Source organism: Vibrio sp. 10N.286.45.E10, assembly GCF_002874195.2.
GTDB classification, from domain to species: Bacteria; Pseudomonadota; Gammaproteobacteria; order Enterobacterales; family Vibrionaceae; genus Vibrio; species Vibrio crassostreae.
Window position 1 is genome coordinate 297,671 of record NZ_MCWD02000003.1, and the last position, 18,572, is coordinate 316,242.

At 44.6% G+C, this 18,572-nt stretch carries 12 protein-coding genes and 5 tRNA genes; 5 read left to right on the top strand and 12 right to left on the bottom strand.

Going from position 1 to position 18,572, the window contains the following annotated elements:
* Positions 1 to 59: 59 nt before the first annotated feature.
* From BCU34_RS22595 to BCU34_RS22640, 10 genes are all read right to left on the bottom strand, one after another.
* Positions 60 to 1,022 carry an SPOR domain-containing protein gene (locus tag BCU34_RS22595; protein WP_102479793.1) on the bottom strand — a complete coding sequence of 321 codons (963 nt, stop codon included), beginning with the start codon at positions 1,020 to 1,022 and terminating at the stop codon, positions 60 to 62.
* Between the two features lie 187 nt (positions 1,023 to 1,209).
* The gene (locus tag BCU34_RS22600) at positions 1,210 to 2,148 is read right to left on the bottom strand and encodes an ABC transporter permease (protein ID WP_017060135.1); all 939 of its coding nucleotides are present in this window, start codon (positions 2,146 to 2,148) and stop codon (positions 1,210 to 1,212) included.
* Between the two features lie 2 nt (positions 2,149 to 2,150).
* Positions 2,151 to 3,128 carry an ABC transporter permease gene (locus BCU34_RS22605; RefSeq protein WP_008218600.1) on the bottom strand — a complete coding sequence of 326 codons (978 nt, stop codon included), beginning with the start codon at positions 3,126 to 3,128 and terminating at the stop codon, positions 2,151 to 2,153.
* 178 nt (positions 3,129 to 3,306) lie between these two features.
* Positions 3,307 to 4,860, bottom strand: coding sequence for an ABC transporter substrate-binding protein (locus BCU34_RS22610; RefSeq protein WP_102479792.1), 1,554 nt, complete (start codon positions 4,858 to 4,860; stop codon positions 3,307 to 3,309).
* A 94-nt stretch (positions 4,861 to 4,954) separates the two neighbouring features.
* Positions 4,955 to 6,682, bottom strand: coding sequence for a dipeptide ABC transporter ATP-binding protein (locus tag BCU34_RS22615; RefSeq protein WP_019826573.1), 1,728 nt, complete (start codon positions 6,680 to 6,682; stop codon positions 4,955 to 4,957).
* A 1,167-nt stretch (positions 6,683 to 7,849) separates the two neighbouring features.
* A tRNA-Pro gene (locus tag BCU34_RS22620) sits at positions 7,850 to 7,926 on the bottom strand.
* Between the two features lie 55 nt (positions 7,927 to 7,981).
* A tRNA-His gene (locus BCU34_RS22625) sits at positions 7,982 to 8,057 on the bottom strand.
* Positions 8,058 to 8,100: 43 nt separating this feature from the next.
* Positions 8,101 to 8,177 (bottom strand) — tRNA-Pro (locus BCU34_RS22630).
* A gap of 77 nt (positions 8,178 to 8,254) precedes the next feature.
* A tRNA-His gene (locus BCU34_RS22635) sits at positions 8,255 to 8,330 on the bottom strand.
* Positions 8,331 to 8,377: 47 nt separating this feature from the next.
* Positions 8,378 to 8,454 (bottom strand) — tRNA-Arg (locus BCU34_RS22640).
* A 297-nt stretch (positions 8,455 to 8,751) separates the two neighbouring features.
* On the opposite strand from BCU34_RS22640, the gene BCU34_RS22645 reads away from it, so the two are divergent.
* Entirely contained in the window at positions 8,752 to 9,165 is a 414-nt protein-coding gene (locus tag BCU34_RS22645) for a c-type cytochrome (protein WP_102479090.1), read from the top strand.
* 96 nt (positions 9,166 to 9,261) lie between these two features.
* On the opposite strand, the gene rep is transcribed toward BCU34_RS22645, so the two are convergent.
* Positions 9,262 to 11,280: a DNA helicase Rep gene (gene rep, locus BCU34_RS22650; protein ID WP_102479089.1), complete on the bottom strand. Its 2,019-nt coding sequence runs from the start codon at positions 11,278 to 11,280 to the stop codon at positions 9,262 to 9,264.
* A 180-nt stretch (positions 11,281 to 11,460) separates the two neighbouring features.
* Between rep and BCU34_RS22655 the strand changes: the two genes are divergently transcribed.
* From BCU34_RS22655 to ubiK, 4 genes are all read left to right on the top strand, one after another.
* Complete coding sequence (locus tag BCU34_RS22655) at positions 11,461 to 12,042, top strand: TetR/AcrR family transcriptional regulator (protein ID WP_017629442.1); 582 nt, start codon at positions 11,461 to 11,463, stop codon at positions 12,040 to 12,042.
* Positions 12,043 to 12,060: 18 nt separating this feature from the next.
* A complete protein-coding gene (locus BCU34_RS22660) occupies positions 12,061 to 13,167 on the top strand; it encodes an efflux RND transporter periplasmic adaptor subunit (protein WP_065677334.1) in 1,107 nt (368 codons plus the stop codon).
* An 11-nt stretch (positions 13,168 to 13,178) separates the two neighbouring features.
* The gene (locus BCU34_RS22665) at positions 13,179 to 16,301 is read left to right on the top strand and encodes a multidrug efflux RND transporter permease subunit (protein WP_102479088.1); all 3,123 of its coding nucleotides are present in this window, start codon (positions 13,179 to 13,181) and stop codon (positions 16,299 to 16,301) included.
* 119 nt (positions 16,302 to 16,420) lie between these two features.
* Positions 16,421 to 16,672 (top strand): ubiquinone biosynthesis accessory factor UbiK, encoded by a 252-nt coding sequence (gene ubiK, locus BCU34_RS22670; protein WP_009848085.1) that lies wholly within the window; start codon positions 16,421 to 16,423, stop codon positions 16,670 to 16,672.
* A gap of 274 nt (positions 16,673 to 16,946) precedes the next feature.
* On the opposite strand, the gene ilvC is transcribed toward ubiK, so the two are convergent.
* Positions 16,947 to 18,431, bottom strand: a complete 1,485-nt coding sequence (gene ilvC / locus BCU34_RS22675) for a ketol-acid reductoisomerase (protein WP_102479087.1) — start codon at positions 18,429 to 18,431, stop codon at positions 16,947 to 16,949.
* Positions 18,432 to 18,572: the final 141 nt, after the last annotated feature.

The window sequence follows — 18,572 nt, forward strand, 5'->3', positions numbered from 1 at the left end:
TAAAAATAACAAAGCCCCAGCTTTAGCTGAGGCTTGTTTGGTATTACTGCATGTCGGAGTTATTTCACACACATCACATTGAGCAATGAAGAGCCTTTCAATTGGTTTACGTTACCGTTGGTAAACAGACCTTTCTTATCTGCGCCCCAGTAAGGTAGGTGCATTGGCCAGTTCTGTTTCTCCATTACCTTCGAACCTAAGATGCTCTGCCATTGCTTTTCAGTCATCAGCTTCATGTTGACCTGCTTACACACTAACTCAGCACTGGCGTAATCTAGGCGACTCCAAGGCTTACCTTGCTCCATGTAGAACTGTTGTTGATGATCTAGAAGGTAAGGTATCGCATATTGGCTACCCGCAACGTCTGCTTTCACGCGAATCTCGATCTCTAGATCATTGTCTGAGCTCGCGTTACCGCTTGGTAGAGTCTGAATAGCTGCAGTACTCGTTACCGCCGCGGCTTGCTTAGCAGCCACAGGTTTCGGGGCAGGCTTAGCTTCTACTTTTGCAGGAGCCTTGGGCTTAACCATTTTTGGCTCTGCTGGTTTTGCCACAATAGGTTGTGACGAGGTTTTCGACTTGTCGACCATGCGAATAAAGGCTTCACCGTAACCAGGAACCTTACGTACCTGAGTTAGGTCTTTTCTCGCATCAGAGAAGGTAGAGTAAGGTCCGATTAAGCAACGGTAATCTCCGCCTTCCGGCTTCATCCAAACGTTGGTCGAGATCTTTTCATATAGAGGTTTTGCACGGCTCAGTGACAAAGGCTTGTTCAGCAGGCCACATTGAACCCAGAACAGTTCGTTATCTGAATGACGTTTAGGTGCCTTGCTACCCCAAACTCCTTTACCAATCGGACATGACTGCTCTAGCTGTGGTAATTGATTGGTGCTTGCCTGAGTAGCATCACATAGAACCGATTCTGCACTAACTTGGCTCGATACCAAAAGGGATGCAGCGATAAGCCCCATACGATAATTTCTCATCACAGCACGACATACAGCATTCATTGTCAATTTCATAACCACCACTTAAACCCTTACGGGTTGATTATTACCGAATAGATGTCGATAAAACATGAATTCCATTTTAAGTATTATTGACAGTATCAATGATACTAAGTTCCAGATCCATTAAGCAAAAAAAGAGCCGTAATTGCTTACGGCTCTTAGTTTAGTGACTTTTTTTTCTAAAAATCAAACCGCGCTATCACCCTTTATAAATTTTAGGGTTAAACACGTCACGTAACCAGTCGCCTAATAGGTTAATAACTAGAACTAATGTTACCAAAAGCACACCTGGGAATGCCGTGATCCACCATGCTCCTGAGAAAATGTAGTTAAAACCAGTACTGATCAGGGCACCGAGTGACGGTTGGTCTACCGGAAGACCTAAACCTAGGAAAGAAAGTGCCGCCTCTGACATGATGGCATTTGCCACCTGTACCGTTGAGATAACCAAAATTGGCGATAAACAGTTAGGCAGAATATGACGGAACATGATGCGAGGTGCTCTGAAGCCCATCACACGCGCCGCTTCTACGTACTCTTTCTTTTTCTCTGCCAATACCGACGCACGAATAGTACGAGCATACTGTGGCCATTCGGCAATACCGATGATCACCACCAGCATAACAACGGCATATTGCGCGTAGAAGTCACTACCGAAACTCGCCTTAAAGATAGCCGAAACAATGATCGCTACCATCATGGTTGAAAACGAAAGCTGAACATCGGCAAAACGCATCAGGAAGCTATCGATACGACCACCGAAGTAACCCGCAGACAGACCAATGATGATACCTAGAGTCAGCTGAAGGCCAACCGCCAAGAAACCAATCGTCAATGAAAGACGAGAGCCGTAAAGCATGGTCGATAGGATGTCACGACCTTGCTCATCAGTGCCCAGTAAGAAACGTTCTTCGCCGTCTTCCATCCAAGATGGTGGCAACTCTGAATCCATGATGTCGATAGACGTCACATCATACGGGTCTGTTGGCGCTAAAATCGGTGCCGCGAGTGCCATCACTAAGAAGGCTGCAAAGATGGCAAAGCTGACCATTGCCACTTTGTCGCGTAAGAAGTAGTACAGAATATCTGACTGCTTGAATCGCTCCCAACGAGATGGAGCTGTTGTTGTTTGTTCCATGATTATGCTCCTTTCCCTGTGATGTTCACTGTTGGGTTAATGATGCCGTATAGCAAGTCAACAATGGTGTTCGTTACTACGAAGATAAGACCTACGAAGATAACGTATGCGGTAATCAGTGGTGTATCCACTCGGTTAATCGCTTCAAGGAATAGGAAGCCGGTGCCTGGCCACTGGAATACAGTTTCAGTAAGAATGGTGTAAGCCACCATAGTACCGATTTGAACACCACCTACCGTTAATACTGGCAGCATTGTGTTTTTCAAAGCGTGTTGGTAGTAAATCTTGTTCAGCGCTAGGCCTTTTGCTTTACCAAACTTGATGTATTCAGAGCTAAGAACCTCTAGCATTTCAGAACGTACTAGACGAATGAATAGCGGCAGCATGATAGATGCTAGAGCAATACTCGGCAGTACTAAGTGCGCAAGGCCATCTATCGTTAAGAAGCCAGACTCCCAACCAAACCAGTTTGCGGTCTCACCACGTCCAAACGACGGCAGCCAACCTAATTCAATAGAGAATACATACATCAACATGATTGCGGTTAAGAAAACAGGCACAGAAATGCCGATACTACTGCCCGCCATCACCAGTTTAGTGAAGAAGCTTTTTGGGTGTATTGCAGAATAAACGCCAAGTGGAATCGACAGACAAACAATGATCAGAGAAGCGCCAAACACAAGTTCAAGCGTTGCTACTAGTTTATCTAAGATTACGTCCACAGCTGGGCGTTTAAAGAAATATGAAGTACCAAGATCACCTTGTAGAGCTGCGCCCACAAAGCGAGTGTATTTTGTAATGAAGGGATCATTTAAGCCGAGTTCATCACGCAGCGCTTGACGCTCCGATTCTGAAACAGATTGACCGACTAACTCACGCAACGGGTCGCCCAGGTTATCCTGAATGGCAAACGCCACCAAACTGATCACAAACATCACTATCAGTGCCTGAAACAGGCGCTTGACCAGAAACGTAACCATTCCTTGCCCCTTATCTATCCATGACTATCTAATCGAAATCCGCGACTAGATAACAAAATTCAGTCTTAAAAAAGGTATTTAGCCAGACTGAAGGAAGACCAAATACCGAAACTTAAATCTATTTCTTAATAATTTGAGAGCCTGAAAAACTTCAGGCTCTCGATTCTAGCAAGCTAGATTATTTTACAACTAGGTCGCCGAAGTAAGGCATAACCATTGGGTTTACTACGTCTGCTGCACCTACGTTAGACTTCGCGCCCCACGCTTCACTCTGCCAGTGTAGAGGTACAAATGCTGCGTCGTTGTACAGTGTTGCTTCAACGCCTTTCAGCATTTCAGCACGCTTAACTGGGTCAGTTTCAGTGTTAGAAGCTTCTACAATCGCATCCATTTCTGGGTTTGAGTAACCAGAACAGTTGTATTGACCACGACCAGTCTCTTCGTTACGAGTCATAGTTAGGAACTCGTTGAAGTTAGCTGAATCTTCAGTATCTGAGTGCCAGCCGATCATCATCATGTCTGCTGAACATAGGTCAAACTCAGGCCAGTACTGTGCTTTAGGCATAGTCTTAAGATCAACTTTGATACCAATCTTAGACAGCATTGCCGCAGACGCTTGCGCTACTTTCGCATCGTTCACGTAACGGTTGTTTGGAGCCATCATAGTTAGCGTAAAGCCATCTTCGTAGCCCGCTTCTTTCATCAACTCTTTCGCTTTTTTCAGATCGTAACGAGGAACTAGGTCTTCGTTGTGACCCGCGTAGCCTGTTGGGCTTTGCTGACCAGCAGCTGTTGCGAAGCCTTTCATGATCTTCTTAACGATACCTTCGTTGTTGATTGCGTGAACAATCGCCTGACGAACGCGAACATCTTTAAGAGCTTCGTTGCTGTTTTGGTTCATTTGGAACGTGATGATACGAGTACCAGGTAGCGTTACTAGATCGATGTTCTTAGCGTTTTTAACACGCTTGTGATCGTTTGGTGCTACTGGGTGAATCATATCAACGTCGCCAGAAAGAAGTGCTGCAACACGTGTCGCGTCTTCTTTGATTGGCACAAGTGTTAGCTTGTCTACGTTACCTTCAGTTTCTGTATCCCAGTAATCGTTGAAACGTTCGAACGTTACTTTAACGCCTTGCTCACGCTGCGTTACGATGAAAGGGCCAGTACCTGAAACGTTAGTCGAAGCAAACGAGTTACCGTGCTTAACTAGCTCAGACTTGTCTTTACCTTCCGCTGTTTGGCCAGAGTAGAACTTGCTGTCCATTGGGAAGATGTAAGTTGCTGTTTGTAGTACTAGTGGGTAAGCCGATTTTGATACTAGCTCAACTGTGTAGTCATCCACTTTTACCATTTTTTCGTATGGCGTGAAGATAGACTTAAAGTCTGGAGAAGCTTGTAGACGTTCAAAAGTCCACACAACATCATCAGCAGTCAGTTCGTTACCAGAGTGGAATTTCACACCTTTACGTAGGTTGAAACGGAAAGTCGTTTCATCAACACGCTCCCAGCTAGATGCTAGGCGGCCTTCAAAATCCATCTCTTTTGTGAAACGTACTAGAGGGTCAAACACCATGTGAGACATTTGCAGTGTGCCACCAGACAGCTGCTCGTGCGGGTCAAGTGATACAGGGTCAGCTGCGTAGCCAACGGTAATATCTGCTGCTGCTGCACTAAAGCTTAGGCCAGCTGCCATTAAAGCTACTGCTAATTTGCTTTTCATGGTTTTCATTGCATAACTCCTTCATGCGGGAATCCAGATCCCTAGTTGTTGTATTTGCGTCTGTTTATTGTTTTTAGCAAGCTAAACTCCAGCCTGCTGATTTTTATACCGCGGCTTGTGCCACTGCTTTTTCTTCTCTTAAACCTGTAAATTCAGGCATTAAAGAAATTAGGTGTTTGCTGTACTCATGCTGAGGCGATTGGAATAGCTGCTCGGTTGGCGCGACTTCCAATAGTTCTCCCATTTGCATCACACCAACACGGTCACACATTTGGCGAATAACCGGTAAATCGTGACTGATGAACAGCATGGTTAGGTTTAGCTCATCTTGTAAGTCTTTTAGTAGGTTAAGGATCTGAGCCTGTACCGACACATCCAGTGCCGAGGTAGGTTCATCACAAATCAAAAGACGAGGGCGAGTTGCCAAAGCGCGAGCGATAGAAATACGCTGACGTTGGCCACCTGAGAATTCGTGTGGGTACTTAACCCCGGCCATTACGCCTAAACCAACGTGCTCTAGAAGGTCGTTCACGATCTGACGAGTTTCATTCTCGTTGCGCGTAAGTTTATGGAATCGGATAGGTTCAGCAATGATGTCGAATATCTTCATTCGAGGGTTCATTGATGTGTAAGGGTTTTGGAAAACCATCTGCATTTGACGACGCATAGGGCGACGTTCTTTTTCAGATTTAAGACCAGTAAGATCAACGCCTTCAAACGTTACCTTGCCTGAATTCGGTGCGTACAAGCCAGCAATCACACGAGCAATCGTTGATTTACCTGAACCTGATTCACCTACCAAGCCAAACGTCTCACCTTCATGCACTTCAAAGCTCACGTTGTTTGATGCTTGAACGTACTCACGACGACTCTCAAAGAAAGAATCTTTGGTGGTAAAGCGTAAGTGCACGTTTTCAACATTCAACAATGGGCCAGTGTAATCACGGTGATCTTGGCTTTGGCCTAACCAGTGGTTTTTCACATCTAGAGGCTCCATCTCGTGCGCTTCTTCGATGTAGCTCACAAGAGGGAAACGATCAAGTTTACGGTCTGAACGTGGAACCGCTGAGATAAGACTGTGTGTGTATGGGTGTTCAGGAGTACCAAGGACTTTCGCCGTCGGGCCAAACTCAACTAAGTCACCACGATACATAACGGCTACGCGGTCGGTAACGTTTGATACCACGCCCATGTCGTGCGTGACCAACATACAACCTACGTTTTTCTTAATACATAGATCGCGAATCAAACCTAAGATTTGATCTTGAATAGACACATCCAGTGCCGTCGTTGGTTCATCTGCGATGATAAGGTCAGGTTCACCAGCCAATGCGATCGCGATAACCACACGCTGACGCATACCGCCAGAGAACTGGTGTGGGTACTGCTTTAAACGGTTTTCAGGTTGTGGGATACCCACTTGGTTCATCAAGTCTAATGAACGCTGGTAGGCTTCTTGATCCGAAACCTTCATGTTGGCATGAATCGTCTCTTTTAACTGCTGTTCTACTGTGAATAGAGGGTTAAGAGACGTCATTGGATCTTGGAAGATAAAACCAATCTTTGAGCCGCGAACAGAACGCATCTGTTCAGGAGATAAGCCAGAGACTTTTTCGCCATCCAGAAATACCTCGCCGCTAGCAATGCGGCCAGGAGGGCTCAGCAAATCGATCACAGCATTACCTACTGTTGATTTACCTGCACCAGACTCGCCTACAACACCAACGATCTCACCACGTTCGATGTTGAACGAAAGCGATTTAACTGCGGCGTGAACTCCATGACGAGATGGGTATTCGATACGAAGATTTTTTACTTCTAAAAGTGACATTACCAGACCTCTACTGCTTTGGCAGCTTTCTGCCCTGTCTGCAAAATTGAATCCATTCTTACCAGAATATTGTTCTGATATTTTATACGGTTGACAATTTGGCAAATAATTCACAGAAAAGCAACAAAAATAGGATAAAAAGTCGACATTAAACGCTTAGCAAGCAAAAGTGCCACATAACTATTCACCCAGAGAGCATATAGTAAGAAAAATCAACATTATATTATCGGCAAGAAATACTCACAAACTCCTTACCACTGCTTACTTGTAGAGTTAAACCTGTGCTTCAAAGCAGATCTCACTACCATTCAATAAAAACAAATAATTATTCCAAGAAACAATTAACACTATAGAAACAAACGCTAACTTTGTTAATTTAAACAAATAAAACAACTAGATACACGCCAAGTAACCATACATTTAACCGTTTGTATTTTTTTGATAAATACAAACCAGAGAAACGAAAGGCTTAATAAATCTGAGGAGTTTTGAACGACCAAATGCGTAGAAAGCTGTCAAATACATGGGTTAGTGAGCAGATTAAGGGCCAAATTCAACTTTTCACAAAAATCTCTAGACCAGACCTATTAATTTGTCGAATTATTGAGTGGTTATTTTATATAAAATTAGATATAGATCTTTCCGTTTGATAAATGAACTACCTCCATACAGACGTAATAATCGAGGAGATCGAAGGTGGGATTCTTGCTTCTAAAAGGAGTTTATTAAAGAGGAGCGAGTCGAACTGGACCAATTCAACACTGTGAGAAGCAATAATTGAAGAATACTGACACGACATATGCAACAAAGCCCATCATTTCTGATGAGCTTTCTTAAGTGATCGGTGAAGAGACATTCTTTGAACATCAGGCGAACCCATTTGGGTTCCTATCTAGTGATCTACAGATGAAAAAAAAGCTCATCATTTCTGATGAGCTTTCATAAAGGCGGTCAGTGAAGAGACATCCTTTGAACATCAGGCGAACCCCACTTGGGTTCCAACCTGTGATCTACAGATGAAAAAAAAGCTCATCATTTCTGATGAGCTTTCATAAAGGCGGTCAGTGAAGAGACATCCTTTGAACATCAGGCGAACCCCACTTGGGTTCCAACCTGTGATCTACAGATGAAAAAAAAGCTCATCATTTCTGATGAGCTTTCTTAAGGTGGTCGGTGAAGAGGGATTCGAACCCCCGACCCTCTGGTCCCAAACCAGATGCGCTACCAAGCTGCGCTATTCACCGAGACATTTTGTTTGATTTCTCAAACTGGAAACTTCAAAAAAGCTACCAAAATTAATGGGGTGGCTAACGAGATTCGAACTCGCGACCACCGGAATCACAATCCAGGGCTCTACCAACTGAGCTATAGCCACCACTAATTTTTTATATAACCGCTAAAAGCGATTATTGAAATAGTGGTCGGTGAAGAGGGATTCGAACCCCCGACCCTCTGGTCCCAAACCAGATGCGCTACCAAGCTGCGCTATTCACCGACTAGTTTCGTATCGATTCTTGGGAAGAATGAATCAACACTGGAAGCCTAAGCTACCAATAATTTGTAAAGAAAGAATGGGGTGGCTAACGAGATTCGAACTCGCGACCACCGGAATCACAATCCAGGGCTCTACCAACTGAGCTATAGCCACCATTATTTCTTTTTGCCAATTCTCACTTACCTAAGTAAGAGACCGGATGGCGCGCCTGAAAGGATTCGAACCTTCGGCCTTTGGCTCCGGAGGCCAACGCTCTATCCAGCTGAGCTACAGGCGCATGCCCTGTCGGCGGAGTGGAATAATACGTATATCACCTTATGCCGTCTAGTACTTTTTTAACTTTTTTTTCTGTTTGGTCTCTTTTTCGACAGTTAATATGTGATAAACCCCTTATTTGAGTACTACAACCCACCACAGCTTATAAGTTGTTGTTTATTGCAACAACTTATCGGGATATAATCACCCATTATTTACATTGGTTTAACAGTTGCTATTTGCTGATGAAGCCAAAACACCCTTCCAACACTATAAATTGGTAAGCATGTACTTACCTTGGGAATGTAAAGTGAGTTTAATGGATATGTCTCGTCGAATTTTAAGCGTTGTCATCGCAGTTTTAACCTTTTCAACTGGCGCTATGGCTTCAGGCTTAAGCGAAGCAGAGCAAGATGCTATTGCTGAACGCATCAAACCAGTTGGCCAAGTTTACCTAGTCGGCAGCGAGCCAGTAGCCGCAGTACCAACAGGCCCTCGCGATGGCGCAGCAGTTTACGGTACCTTTTGTATCGCTTGTCACGCATCTGGCGTAAGTGGCGCACCTAAAACAGGTGATGCTGGTGACTGGGGTCCTCGTATTGCCCAAGGTCGCGACATCCTAGCTGACCACGCAATCAACGGCTTCAATGCTATGCCAGCGAAAGGTTCATGTATGGACTGTTCAGACGACGAAATCAAAGATGCTATCGAGCACATGATTGCCGGTCTGTAATTTACCGATCTGTAATTAAAAATGCCAGATTCAAAAAAGGTGACCTCATGGTCACCTTTTTTATTGGCTTTTATATAACGCGATTAAAGCAAGGCATTACTTCTTGTTGAACATCGCACGAATGTTGGCAATGTGTGCCTGTCCTTTCTCCATTCTTTCTTCTGCAGATTGAGGCTTCTTCACGCTTTCCCACTCCACATCTTCATGCGGCAGTTCATCAAGGAATCGGCTTTGTGTTGGCTTTATCAATTCGCCATACTGACGACGTTCACGACATTTAGTGAAGGTCAGCTCTTTCTGCGCTCGAGTAATCCCTACATACATAAGACGGCGTTCTTCTTCTACGTTACCTTCATCGACACTGGTTTGGTGTGGCAAGATACCCTCTTCGGCTCCCATCAGGAACACATACGGAAACTCTAGGCCTTTCGATGCGTGCAATGTCATTAATTGAACTTGGTCTGCATCGTCATCATCTTCACCACGCTCCATCATGTCACGTAGCGTTAAACGTTGAACCACTTCTCGTAGGGTCTTCTCTTCTTTGTCGTAGTTGTCACCCTCAAGGTCAGCAACGATCCAACTATAAAGATCAGAAACGTTCTTCATTCTCATCTCTGCAGCTTTCGGGCTTGCCGAGGTTTCGTACAACCAATCTTCATAGTTAATATCACGAACCAAAGAGCGAACAGCCTCAACGGTATTGCCACGTTCGGCATTATCAGAAATACGAACAATCCAATCGCTGAAACGGCGCAGGTTTTCTAAACCACGACCAGTCAAAGTTTGCTCTAAACCCATCTCAAAGCTGGCTTCAAACAAGCTCTTGCCACGCATATTGGCGTAGCTGCCTAACTTCTCAAGCGTCACCGGGCCAATCTCACGACGTGGTGTGTTTACAATACGTAGAAACGCGTTGTCATCATCAGGGTTCACCAACACGCGGAGGTAAGCCATGATGTCTTTAATTTCAGCTCTAGCGAAGAAAGAGGTACCGCCAGAAATTTTGTAAGGCACACGGTTCTGCATCAAGGCTTTTTCAATCAAACGAGATTGGTGATTACCACGGTACAGCACTGCGTAATCTTTATATTCTGTACGATTCAAAAACTTGTGAGCGATGATCTCACCTGTAATACGCTCTGCTTCATGCTCTTCATTCTTAGCATTCAGTACCTTGAGCTTTTCACCGTCCGGGATCTCAGAGAACAGTGACTTTTCATAAACGTGTGGGTTATTAGCGATCAAGATATTCGCTGCACGCAAAATTCGACTCGTTGAGCGGTAGTTCTGCTCTAGTTTGATCAAGCGTAAGTTCGGGTAATCCTCACCTAACAGCACCAAGTTTTGCGGTTTTGCACCACGCCATGAGTAAATAGATTGGTCATCGTCACCTACGACCGTCAAACGACCACGCTCTCCCACAAGAAGACGCACCAATTCATATTGACTGGTGTTGGTATCTTGGTACTCATCGACCAGTAAATAGCGAATACGAGACTGCCAGCGCTCACGCACTTCTTGATTGGTTTTCAGGAGTAATACTGGCATCGCGATTAGGTCATCAAAATCGAGCGCGTTGTATGCTTTCATCTGTTTTTGGTACATCTCAAAACAGAATGCAAACAGTTGTTCTTGTTCGCCTTGAGCACGTGCTTTCGCCTGTTCTGGCGTCAGCATGTCATTCTTCCAATTAGAAATGGTGCTCATTAAAGCGCGCAGTAAATCCTTATCACCATCGATCTGCCTCTCAGTTAGCTCTTTTAATAGCGCCAACTGGTCTTGGTCATCAAATAGAGAGAAACCCGCTTTCAGACCCAGCGCTTTGTATTCACGACGAATGATAGTTAAGCCCATGGTATGAAAAGTCGAAACGATCAGGCCTTTCGATTCACCTTTACCCAGAGTTTGCCCCACACGCTCTTTCATCTCACGTGCTGCTTTATTGGTAAAGGTTACCGCTGCAATATTACGAGCCTTATAGCCACACTCTTGAACCAAGTAAGCAATCTTATTCGTGATAACACGTGTTTTACCGGATCCAGCACCCGCTAATACTAGGCAGGGGCCCGAAACATATTTCACGGCTTCATCTTGTCTTGGGTTCAGTTTCATTTGGTTCTCAATTTGGTCTAGAGGAGCGAATTAAATTGCGCGCTTATAATAATGCTGCAACACCTCGAATGCTACGTTCTCTTATACAAGATTTTTACGCTGCTTGTGTAAAACTTTGTTGCACATGTGTGTGGTTCTTAGGCTATAATGAATGAACGTTCATTCACTGGTGATGGAATAATGACAACTCATGCACCTCGGGATAAACGCCAGCAAATACTTTCTGCAGCTGAAAAGCTAATTGCAGAGGTCGGTTTCCAAGGCCTTTCAATGCAAAAATTAGCCAAAGAAGCGGGAGTGGCTGCAGGCACTATCTATCGCTACTTCGATGATAAAGAGCACTTGATAGAAGATGTTCGAATGCTCGTGACTCAAAGAGTAGCTGATGCTGTTCAAGAAGGGGTTAATGATTCGGATCCAATTAAACAACGCTACCGTACTATGTGGTTGAACATATGGAACTTAGCAGGAACGAATTTAGCCGCAATAAAAAATCGAGTTCAGTATGACTCTCTACCCATCACAAATAGCCTAAACTTCAGGGAACTAGAACGTAAAATGTTTGCCCAAGTTGAGCTGCTATTTAATGAGGGGAAGGAACAAGGATTGTTTAAACCACTTAACAATGAAGTATTAGGTGGATTGAGCTTGGCGGCTAGTGTTTCTCTAGCACGCAAGCATTCTTTAGGATTTTACCAACTTGATGAGGCAGAACTAGAATCTGCAATCGAAGCCAGTTGGGACGCAATAATTAAACACTAGATCGGAGTTTTGACCATAATGAAAAAGTGGACTTTCTTCATGTTACTCATCGCTGTACTACTTTTCGGCAGCGTTATTGGGTTTAACATGTTCAAACAACAAAAAATTGCTGAGTATATGGCCAACCGCCCTGAACCAGAGTTTCCAGTAACGGTAACTGAAGTTCAGCCGATCGACTGGGTTCCAGTGATTGAAGCTATCGGCTTCATCGAACCTAACCAAGGTGTGACACTAGCGAACGAGACCAGCGGTGTTATTGACCAGATCTCTTTCGAGTCAGGTACTGATGTTAAGAGTGGTCAGCAACTGGTGCGTCTTGATTCTGACGTAGAGAAAGCAAACCTAAAGAGTTCTGAAGCTCGTTTGCCTGCTGCGAAAGCAAAATACAAGCGTTACCAAGGTCTATTCAAGAAAGGTTCTATCTCTAAAGAAGCGTACGATGAAGCAGAAGCGAACTACTTCTCTCTATCTGCTGACATTGAAAGCCTAAAAGCATCGATCGAGCGTCGTGAAATTCGCGCGCCATTCGACGGTACTGTTGGTATTCGTAACGTATACCTAGGCCAATACCTACAATCGGGTACCGATATCGTTCGTTTAGAAGATACCAGTGTCATGCGTCTGCGCTTCACAGTTTCTCAAACAGATATCTCTCGTATCAATGTTGGTCAGGCTATCGACATCTTTGTTGATGCTTACCCAGAGACACCGTTTGAAGGCTCTATCAGTGCAATTGAACCAGCTGTAAGCATCCAAAGTGGTCTTATCCAAGTTCAAGCAGACATTCCAAACAATGATGGCAAGCTTCGTAGCGGTATGTTCGCTCGCGCTAACATCATTCTGCCTAAACTAGAGAACCAAGTAACTCTGCCTCAAACGGCGATTACTTTCACTCTATACGGTGACAATGTTTACATCCTGACTGAAGAAGACGGCGTTCAACGTGTTGCTCAACATGTTGTAAAAGTAGGTGAGCGTACAGCTGATATTGCACACATCCTTGAAGGCGTTAAAGCCGGCGATACGGTTGTAACTTCTGGCCAAGTACGTCTAAGTAACGGTGCCAAAGTTAAGGTTGTTGAAAGTGATGCAATCACTCCACCATCTGAAACACCTAAGCTGTAACTGGAGGCACAATGCGCTTTACTGATGTTTTTATTAAACGTCCAGTTCTAGCGGTATCCATCAGCTTTTTGATTGCGCTGCTTGGCTTACAAGCAATCTTCAAAATGCAGGTGCGTGAATACCCTGAAATGACGAATACCGTCGTAACCGTAACCACGAGTTACTACGGTGCAAGTGCCGATCTTATCCAAGGCTTTATCACCCAGCCCCTCGAACAGGCTGTGGCTCAAGCGGATAACATCGACTATATGACTTCTTCTTCTGTGCTCGGTAGTTCTACTATTACCGTGAACATGAAGTTGAACACCGACCCGAATGCGGCGCTGTCTGACATACTGGCCAAGACTAACTCGGTGCGTTCTCAGCTTCCTAAAGAAGCAGAAGATCCAACCGTAACCATGTCTACCGGTTCAACGACAGCTGTACTCTACATTGGTTTTACCAGTGATGAGTTGGTGTCGAGCCAAATTACCGACTACCTAGAGCGTGTAATCAACCCGCAACTATTCACGGTAAATGGTGTATCTAAAGTCGACCTTTATGGTGGTATGAAATACGCACTGCGCGTATGGCTAGATCCATCAAAAATGGCAGCTGTTAACCTAACTGCTACTGATGTTATGTCGGTATTGAATGCCAACAACTACCAGTCAGCGACAGGTCAAGCTACTGGCGAATTCGTTCTTTATAACGGCAGTGCCGATACACAAGTATCAAACACTGAAGAGTTAGAGAACTTAGTCGTTAGAAGTGGTGAAGGTGAGATTATCCGTCTGTCTGACATCGCTAAGGTTTCTCTAGAGAAAAGCCACGACGTTTATCGTGCAAGTGCGAACGGTCAGGAGGCGGTTGTTGCAGCAATTAATGCGGCACCAAGTGCGAACCCAATCAACATCGCTGCAGATGTACTTGAGCTTCTTCCTCAGCTAGAGAAGAACCTTCCAAGCAACATCTCAATGAACGTAATGTACGATTCAACCATTGCGATTAACGAGTCAATTCAAGAAGTTATCAAGACAATTCTTGAAGCGGCATTAATCGTATTAATCGTAATCACATTGTTCTTAGGTTCATTCCGAGCGGTACTGATCCCTATCGTTACTATCCCACTATCTCTGATTGGTGTGGCAATGGTAATGCAGGCGATGGGCTTCTCTTGGAACCTGATGACACTACTGGCAATGGTACTCGCCATCGGTCTGGTGGTAGATGATGCGATCGTGGTACTTGAGAACGTCGACAGGCATATCAAGCTCGGAGAGTCCCCTTTCCGCGCTGCGATCATCGGTACTCGTGAAATTGCGGTCCCTGTTATCGCAATGACACTCACGCTAGGTGCGGTATACGCTCCAATCGCAATGATGGGCGGTATCACGGGCTCACTATTTAAAGAGTTCGCATTAACCCTAGCCGGTTCTGTATTTGTATCAGGTATCGTGGCACTAACGCTGTCGCCAATGATGTGTTCAAAAATGCTGAAAGCTCACGCTGAGCCGAGCAAGTTTGAACAGAAGGTTCATAGCGTTTTGGATGGTATGACTAACCGTTACGAGCGTATGCTTGGCGCGGTAATGCAACATCGTCCAGTATTTATTGGCTTTGCTATCATCGTATTTGCAAGTTTGCCGATGTTGTTCAAGTTCATCCCTAGTGAATTAGCACCTTCAGAAGATAAAGGTGTAATCATGCTAATGGGTACTGCACCATCTAATGCGAACTTAGACTTCATGCAAAATACCATGAACGACGTAAACAAGATTCTGTCTGACCAGCCAGAAGTCGCTTACGCGCAGGTGTTCACAGGAGTTCCTAATGCAAACCAAGCGTTTGGTATTGCATCTATGGTTCCTTGGAGTGAGCGTGAAGCAAGCCAATCTGAGGTAGCAAACCGCGTTGGTGGTTTGGTGAAAGATGTTCCAGGAATGGCAGTAACAGCCTTCCAAATGCCAGAACTACCAGGTGCAGGTTCTGGCCTTCCAATTCAGTTTGTTATTACAACGCCAAACAGTTTTGAAAGCTTGTTCCAAATCACCACTGACATTTTGACTGATGTAGCGACAAACCCACTATTCGTATACTCGGATCTCGATCTGAACTACGACTCAGCAACGATGAAAGTACACATCGACAAGGATAAAGCGGGCGCATACGGCGTAACCATGCAAGATATCGGTATCACGCTAGGTACCATGATGTCAGATGGCTACGTAAACCGTATCGACTTGAATGGTCGTTCTTACGAGGTTATCCCTCAGGTTGAACGTAAATTCCGTTTGAACCCAGAATCGATGAATAACTACTACGTACGTGCTGCGGACGGTAATGCTGTCCCATTAGGCAGTTTGATTACGATTGATGTTGTGGCAGAGCCTCGCTCTCTTCCTCACTTCAACCAATTGAACTCAGCTACGATTGGTGCAGTACCTGCTCCAGGCGCTGCAATGGGTGATGCAATTGCATGGTTTGAAGACACGGCGGCGAATAAGCTTCCAAGTGGCTACAACCACGATTACATGGGTGAAGCACGTCAATACGTAACTGAAGGTAGCGCACTTTACGCGACCTTTGGTCTAGCACTGGCTATCATCTTCTTGGTACTAGCGATTCAATTCGAATCTCTGAAAGATCCATTGGTTATCATGGTATCTGTACCACTGGCGATCTGTGGTGCCCTAATAGCTCTGGCTTGGGGTGCGGCAACAATGAACATCTACTCGCAAGTAGGTTTGATCACCTTAGTCGGCCTAATTACCAAGCACGGTATCTTGATCTGTGAAGTTGCAAAAGAAGAACAGTTGCATCATCACAAGACTCGTATCGAAGCGGTAATGGAAGCTGCGAAGGTTCGTCTTCGTCCAATCCTGATGACAACAGCTGCGATGATCGCGGGTCTAATCCCACTGATGTACGCAAGTGGTGCGGGTGCAGCTCAGCGCTTTAGTATTGGTATCGTAATCGTTGCTGGTCTAGCGATTGGTACTATCTTCACGCTATTTGTACTGCCAGTGATTTACAGCTACTTGGCTGAAAAACACAAACCTCTACCTGTATTTGTAGAAGACAAAGACCTAGAAAAGCTAGCTCGCATCGATGAAGCAAAAGCGGCACACAGAGAATTAGCTGATAATAAGTAATCGCTAAGTCGTATTAACAATAAAAAGGCTACTTCGGTGGCCTTTTTTTATACGCCATAGGCGACATCTCAAGTGTGATTAAATAGAATAGTGGTAAATATTCAGGAGTTTTAATTGATATGTTTGATCCAAAAAAACTAGAGCAGATTGCTAAGCAGATCCACGATTCTATGCCTCAACCAGTAAAAGAGCTTGGTTCAGACGTAGATCAAAAAGTTCGCCAAGTTATCCAAGGCCAACTAAACAAGCTAGACGTTGTGAGCCGTGAAGAGTTTGATGTTCAAACACAAGTACTGCTTCGCACTCGCCAAAAGCTAACTGAAATGGAACAAAAGCTAGCTGACTTAGAAGCAAAGATTGCCGATAAGTAAGCGCAAAGCAAGAAAACTGAAAGGGTTGGTGTGAAAACGCCAACCCTTTTGTATTTCTGAGGATCAATCAAGACCTGAAAGTCGACGAAGACTGATCAAGCAATGTTCATTTGATTGATTTTTAAGACTTTGTTACTAAAAGCAAAAAGGCTTGGTCAACGGCGACCAAGCCTTTTTATTAGATGTTGTGTTGCTTACTTATAACTCCAACCTGTAAGGAGTTAGTGATACTGCTTCGCTTTTTCTGCAAATTTATCAGTATCTAAGCGACTAATTAACCGCCTACAGCGATACGCTTCATGTCACTCATGTAGCTACGTAGCTCTTCACCAATGTACTCTACAGGGTGGTTACGGATAGCTTCGTTTACTTCAATTAGCTTAGCGTTATCAACTTGGTTAGATGCTTCACCTAGACCGCGGCCGATTACGTCAGTTGCTACTGAAGGCATGAACTTCTCACGTAGTAACGGTGTTGCTACGTTAGCGAATAGGTAGTTACCGTACTCAGCAGTATCTGAGATTACAACGTTCATTTCGTAAAGACGCTTACGAGCAACTGTGTTTGCGATTAGTGGAAGCTCATGTAGAGATTCGTAGTAAGCAGACTCGTCGATGATGCCTGATGCAGTCATAGCTTCGAATGCTAGCTCAACACCTGCACGAACCATAGCAACCATTAGGATACCGTTGTCGAAGTACTCTTGCTCTGAGATTTCTACGTCAGAAGCTGGGTAGTTTTCGAATGCCGTTTCGCCTGTCTCTTCACGCCAGCCTAGTAGGTTCACGTCATCGTTCGCCCAGTCAGCCATCATTGTGCTAGAGAAGTGCCCAGAGATGATGTCATCCATGTGCTTGTTGTAAAGCGGACGCATTAGGTCTTTAAGCTCTTCAGAAAGCTCAAACGCTTTAACTTTAGCTGGGTTAGATAAACGATCCATCATGTGAGTTACGCCACCAAACTTAAGTGCTTCAGTGATCGTTTCCCAACCGTATTGTAGAAGTTTGCCTGCGTAGCCAGGTTCGATACCGTCAGCAATCATCTTCTCGTAAGATACGATAGAACCCGCTTGTAGCATGCCACAAAGGATAGTTTGCTCACCCATAAGGTCAGACTTAACTTCCGCTACGAAAGAAGACTCTAGGCAACCTGCACGGTGACCACCAGTACCTGCAGCCCAAGCTTTAGCGATATCCCAGCCATCACCTTTAGGGTCATTCTCTGGGTGAACAGCAATCAGTGTTGGTACACCGAAACCACGCTTGTACTCTTCGCGAACTTCAGAACCAGGACACTTAGGAGCAACCATTACAACCGTAAGGTCAGAACGTAACTGCATGCCTTCTTCAACAACGTTAAAGCCGTGAGAGTAACCAAGTGCAGCACCTTCTTTCATTAGAGGCATTACAGTTTCAACAACATTTGTGTGTTGCTTATCTGGAGTAAGGTTGATTACTAGGTCTGCTTGAGGGATTAGTGTTTCGTAGCTACCCACAACAAAGCCATTTTCATCAGCATTTTTGAATGATTGACGCTTTTCATCAATTGCTGCTTGGCGTAGAGCGTAAGATACGTCTAGACCAGAATCACGCATGTTTAGACCTTGGTTTAGGCCTTGAGCACCACAACCAACAATTACGATTTTCTTACCTTCAAGAAATTCAGCTTCTGTCGCGAATTCCTCACGATCCATAAAGCGGCAACGACCTAGTTGGTCTAGTTGTTCACGAAGGTTTAATGTATTGAAATAGTTAGCCATTCTAGGGCACTCCTTTAAAAATAAGTCCGTAAGGTCGATATCTCTCTATCGAATGACTTCATACTAAAACAGACACTCCGTTGCTGAAAGTGATATATTCACAATTAGTTATTGCAATAAATGCAACATGGAAACGATCGC

What these genes read in the sequence shown, in the direction of transcription:
- BCU34_RS22595 (WP_102479793.1), bottom strand. Translation starts at nt 1,022, where the DNA reads ATGAAATTGACAATGAATGCTGTATGTCGTGCTGTGATGAGAAATTAT.
- BCU34_RS22600 (WP_017060135.1), bottom strand. Translation starts at nt 2,148, where the DNA reads ATGGAACAAACAACAACAGCTCCATCTCGTTGGGAGCGATTCAAGCAG.
- BCU34_RS22605 (WP_008218600.1), bottom strand. Translation starts at nt 3,128, where the DNA reads ATGGTTACGTTTCTGGTCAAGCGCCTGTTTCAGGCACTGATAGTGATG.
- BCU34_RS22610 (WP_102479792.1), bottom strand. Translation starts at nt 4,860, where the DNA reads ATGAAAACCATGAAAAGCAAATTAGCAGTAGCTTTAATGGCAGCTGGC.
- BCU34_RS22615 (WP_019826573.1), bottom strand. Translation starts at nt 6,682, where the DNA reads ATGTCACTTTTAGAAGTAAAAAATCTTCGTATCGAATACCCATCTCGT.
- BCU34_RS22645 (WP_102479090.1), top strand. Translation starts at nt 8,752, where the DNA reads ATGGATATGTCTCGTCGAATTTTAAGCGTTGTCATCGCAGTTTTAACC.
- rep (WP_102479089.1), bottom strand. Translation starts at nt 11,280, where the DNA reads ATGAAACTGAACCCAAGACAAGATGAAGCCGTGAAATATGTTTCGGGC.
- BCU34_RS22655 (WP_017629442.1), top strand. Translation starts at nt 11,461, where the DNA reads ATGACAACTCATGCACCTCGGGATAAACGCCAGCAAATACTTTCTGCA.
- BCU34_RS22660 (WP_065677334.1), top strand. Translation starts at nt 12,061, where the DNA reads ATGAAAAAGTGGACTTTCTTCATGTTACTCATCGCTGTACTACTTTTC.
- BCU34_RS22665 (WP_102479088.1), top strand. Translation starts at nt 13,179, where the DNA reads ATGCGCTTTACTGATGTTTTTATTAAACGTCCAGTTCTAGCGGTATCC.
- ubiK (WP_009848085.1), top strand. Translation starts at nt 16,421, where the DNA reads ATGTTTGATCCAAAAAAACTAGAGCAGATTGCTAAGCAGATCCACGAT.
- ilvC (WP_102479087.1), bottom strand. Translation starts at nt 18,431, where the DNA reads ATGGCTAACTATTTCAATACATTAAACCTTCGTGAACAACTAGACCAA.